This is a genomic window from Streptomyces fuscigenes (assembly GCF_021556455.1).
GTDB lineage: Bacteria > Actinomycetota > Actinomycetes > Streptomycetales > Streptomycetaceae > Streptomyces > Streptomyces fuscigenes.
Genome location: NZ_JAKGCV010000444.1, coordinates 1 through 4,448, shown reverse-complemented (window position 1 = coordinate 4,448; position 4,448 = coordinate 1). Strand labels below are relative to the sequence as shown.

The following is a 4,448-nucleotide window of genomic DNA, read 5'->3' as shown; positions in this document are numbered from 1 at the left end:
GCCGCGGCGATCGCGGGCCGACCGCGATCCGGCGTCCGGCCCCGGGGCGCGCGCCGGCGCCGGGGGGAGCGGTCCCCCCACGTCCGTGCACGTCCCCGTGCCTCGGGAGGGACCGGCTCGCGCCCCCGTGCGCCGCGACGCGCCCGCCGAACGGGGGAGGAACGCCGAAGGATGCAGAAGGGCGCCACCGGAGGCTTCTCCGGTGGCGCCCTTCTGCATCCTGTGCCACTCGTGCGGGGGACGTCCGCGCGGCCCGTCGTCCGTCTGTGCGGTGCCCGGGCGGGGCGCCCGGCGCCGTTTCTTGACGCTTCGTGACGCCTCATGATGTCCCTGTGGTTTCTGCGCGGAATTCCAGCGCGCCCCGGGACCGAGAATATGTTAAGTCGAGAATAGGAATTCCCGCTCTTTTGCGCGCAGCTTCCCGTTATGCTTGTGCCCGCTTTCTTCTTGGCTAAACGCAAAGGTTTCGACAGGATGTTCAGCGTAATTCGGACACATTTACGCTCGTCATCCACTTGTGACCGAGTCCACAGTGGACGGCGTTTTGCCCTTTAAATCCAAGACAAATCGGTGCTATACGCCGACGGCCGAGCAGCAGGTCGCGCCCGCGTGATAACACAAGACCACGTTCTGCCCAACCCCTTGCCCAGATGCATGTTTTGGAATTGCTCGGTAAATTCAATCCGTATGACCGCCGCACAAGCAGACCTTGCAGGCGCCAGTAGCGAATTCACCTCCTCCTCGGGTTCTCCGGGATCTTTCGTGATCGACACCCCACGAGTCGAGGACGGAGCCGCGCTCTGGCGCATCGCCCGTGACTCCGAGGTGCTGGACCTCAACTCCTCGTACAGCTACCTGCTGTGGTGCCGCGACTTCGCCGCCACGTCGGTCGTCGCGAGGGATTCTGCCGGCGCGCCCATGGGCTTCGTGACCGGCTATCTCCGCCCCCAGCGGCCGGACGTGCTCGTCGTCTGGCAGGTCGCCGTGGACGGCGCGCACCGCGGCAAGGGCATCGCCGGCGCCCTGCTCGACGAGCTGGCCGGCCGGGCCGTGCGCGACCTGGGCGTGAGCGGGCTGGAGACGACCGTCACCCCCGACAACGTCCCGTCGGACCGCATGTTCACCGCGTTCGCCGCCCGCAGGGGCGCGACGCTGAGCCGTGAGGTCCTCTTCGACGGGGACCTGTTCCCCGCGGACGGCGACGGCGCGCACGCCCCGGAGGTCCTCTACCGCATCGGCCCGCTGACCTCGGGCTGAGTCCTTCCGGCCGGCCCGCACCCCCGGACGCAGCCGCTGACACCGGCTCGGCCGCGGTCCGTGCGGCACCGGCACCGATCCGATCCGACGACCCCCACGAGACCCGGGTTCCGCGGGATCCCCGCGATCCGCCTGACCGGCGCGGTTCCCGGACCCCGCACCGTCCGAAGAAGCTTTCGTTCTCTGCACCGCAGGAGACCGCCGTGACCATCACCCCGCCCGCCCTGAGTGTCTTCGAGACCACCGAGTCCGAGGTGCGCAGCTACTGCCGTGGCTGGCCCGCCGTCTTCGACCGCGCGCAGGGCAGCCGGCTCACCGACGAGGACGGCCACACGTACCTCGACTTCTTCGCCGGTGCCGGAGCCCTCAACTACGGCCACAACAACCCGGTACTGAAACGCGCGCTGATCGACTACATCGAGCGCGACGGCATCACGCACGGCCTCGACATGGCGACGACGGCCAAGCGCGCGTTCCTGGAGTCGTTCCAGAACGTGATCCTGCGCCCGCGCGACCTGCCGTACAAGGTGATGTTCCCGGGGCCGACGGGCACGAACGCCGTCGAGTCGGCGCTGAAGCTGGCCCGCAAGGTCAAGGACCGCGAGTCGGTCGTCTCGTTCACCAACGCCTTCCACGGCATGTCGCTCGGCTCCCTCGCCGTCACCGGCAACGCCTTCAAGCGCGCCGGTGCGGGCATCCCGCTGGTCCACGGCACGCCGATGCCGTTCGACCACTACCTGGACGACCAGGTCCCGGACTTCCTCTGGTTCGAGCGGCTCCTCCTGGACCGCGGCTCCGGCCTGAACAAGCCGGCCGCCGTCATCGTCGAGACCGTGCAGGGCGAGGGCGGCATCAACGTGGCGCGCCCCGAGTGGCTGCGCGCCCTGTCCGACCTGTGCCACCGCCACGACATGCTGCTGATCGTCGACGACATCCAGATGGGGTGCGGCCGCACCGGCCCGTTCTTCTCCTTCGAGGAGTCGGGGATCGTGCCGGACATCGTGACCGTCTCGAAGTCGATCAGCGGCTACGGACTGCCGATGTCGCTGTGCCTGTTCCGGCCCGAGCTCGACATCTGGGAGCCCGGCGAGCACAACGGGACCTTCCGCGGCAACAACCCGGCGTTCGTGACGGCCGCCGCGGCACTCAACACGTACTGGGCCGACGGGCAGATGGAGAAGCAGACCATCGCCCGGGGCGAGCAGGTCGAGCAGGCGCTGGCCGGCATCTGCGCGGAGAGCGCCGGCGGCGACGCGGAGTTCCGCGGCCGCGGCCTCGTGTGGGGCATCGAGTTCCACGACAAGGAGCGCGCGGGGGCCGTGTGCAAGCGCGCCTTCGAACTGGGACTGCTGCTGGAGACCTCGGGCCCCGAGAGCGAGGTCGTGAAGCTGCTTCCGGCGCTCACGGTCACGCCCGAGGAACTCGACGAGGGCCTGCGCACGCTGGAGCGCGCCGTGCGCGACACCGCCCGGGTCCCCGCCACCGCCGCCTGACAGGCCCCCCATCCACGGGCAACCGCCCTGCGCGGCGGACCCGGACGGGGCGTGCGGCGGCGGGTGCGGGACACCGCACCGGCGGCCACACGCCCCGTGCGCCGGGGGCGCCCCGCCGTCCCCGGCAGTCGTCCAACCGTGAACACAGAAAGGCAAGAAGGCACCGTGATCGTCCGATCCTTCGAGGAAGTCGAGAACACCGACCGCCACATCAAGGCCGCGTCGGGCACCTGGGAGAGCAAGCGGATCGTCCTCGCCAAGGAGAAGGTCGGCTTCTCCCTGCACGAGACCATCATGTACGCCGGCACGGAGACGTCGATGTGGTACGCGAACCACATCGAGGCGGTGCTGTGCATCGGCGGCGAGGCCCAGGTCACCAACGACGAGACGGGCGAGGTCCACGACATCACGCCCGGCACGATGTACCTGCTCAACGGCCACGAGCACCACACGGTGCGGCCCAAGTCGGACTTCCGCACCATCTGCGTCTTCAACCCGCCGGTGACGGGCCGTGAGGAGCACGACGAGAGCGGCGCGTACCCGCTGCTGACCGAGGACTGAGCCGCCGGGCCCGTTCCCCGACCCACCGAAGGACCGTTCCAGGAACCCTGAACCACGTTGAAGAACCGGTACTCCGCCGCGGCGCCGGCGGACGGCCGAGGAAGGACCCCCATGACCACCGCCCCTGCCCGTCCCAAGGACCTCTACCCCACGCGCGGCGCCTCCGAGGTGATCACTCCGCGACAGGACCCGGTCGTCTGGTCGGCTCCGGACGCCCCGGGCCCGATCGACCCCGCCGGCCTCGGCTCCTTCGAGCGCGACGGCTTCCTCTCGATCGAGCAGCTCGTCGGACCCGACGACGTGGCGCGCTTCCGCGCGGAGACCCAGCGCCTGATCACGGATCCGGCGATCCGCGCGGACGAGCGCTCGATCGTGGAGCCGCACTCCAAGGAGATCCGGTCGGTCTTCGAGATCCACAAGATCAGCGAGGTCTTCGCCTCCCTCGTGCGCGACGAGCGGGTCGTCGGCATCGCCCGGCAGATCCTCGGCTCGGACGTGTACGTGCACCAGTCGCGGATCAACCTGAAGCCCGGCTTCGGCGCGTCCGGCTTCTATTGGCACTCTGACTTCGAGACCTGGCACGCGGAGGACGGCCTGCCCAACATGCGGGCCGTGTCCGTCTCGATCGCCCTGACCGAGAACTACGACACCAACGGCGGGCTGATGATCATGCCCGGCTCGCACAAGTCGTTCCTCGGCTGCGCCGGCGAGACGCCGCAGGACAACTACAAGCGGTCGCTGCAGATGCAGGACGCGGGCACGCCGTCGAACGAGGCACTGACCCAGCTGGCCGACGCGCACGGCATCAAGCTGTTCACCGGTGCGGCCGGCTCCGCCACCTGGTTCGACTGCAACTGCATGCACGGGTCCGGCGACAACATCACGCCGTACGCGCGCAGCAACGTCTTCATCGTCTTCAACAGCGTGGACAACAGCGCCGTCGAGCCGTTCGCGGCCCCGGTGCCGCGCCCGGACTTCATCGGCTCGCGGGACTTCACCCCGATCCGGTGACGTCCCGCCCGCAGGGGCGCGAGGGATGACGGCCGCGGGGCGGCGGAGCAGGTGCTCCGCCGCCCCGCGGTCCCGCGCGTCCCGCGCCGCCGCCGCTCCCGGGGCGTCCCGCCCCCGCCCGCCGCC

Annotated in this window: 4 protein-coding genes; all 4 read left to right on the top strand. The window is 69.9% G+C overall.

What is annotated here, in order from left to right; translation table 11 throughout:
* The first annotated feature begins 687 nt into the window (after positions 1-687).
* The 4 genes from ectA to thpD all read left to right on the top strand — a co-directional run bounded on the left by ectA (position 688) and on the right by thpD (position 4,322).
* Positions 688-1,257: a diaminobutyrate acetyltransferase gene (gene ectA, locus L1885_RS24285; RefSeq protein ID WP_235799302.1), complete on the top strand. Its 570-nt coding sequence runs from the start codon at positions 688-690 to the stop codon at positions 1,255-1,257.
* Between the two features lie 203 nt (positions 1,258-1,460).
* Entirely contained in the window at positions 1,461-2,750 is a 1,290-nt protein-coding gene (ectB, locus tag L1885_RS24280) for a diaminobutyrate--2-oxoglutarate transaminase (RefSeq protein ID WP_235799301.1), read from the top strand.
* A 165-nt stretch (positions 2,751-2,915) separates the two neighbouring features.
* A complete protein-coding gene (locus tag L1885_RS24275) occupies positions 2,916-3,311 on the top strand; it encodes an ectoine synthase (RefSeq protein WP_235799300.1) in 396 nt (131 codons plus the stop codon).
* Positions 3,312-3,422: 111 nt separating this feature from the next.
* Entirely contained in the window at positions 3,423-4,322 is a 900-nt protein-coding gene (thpD, locus tag L1885_RS24270) for an ectoine hydroxylase (protein ID WP_235799299.1), read from the top strand.
* Positions 4,323-4,448: the final 126 nt, after the last annotated feature.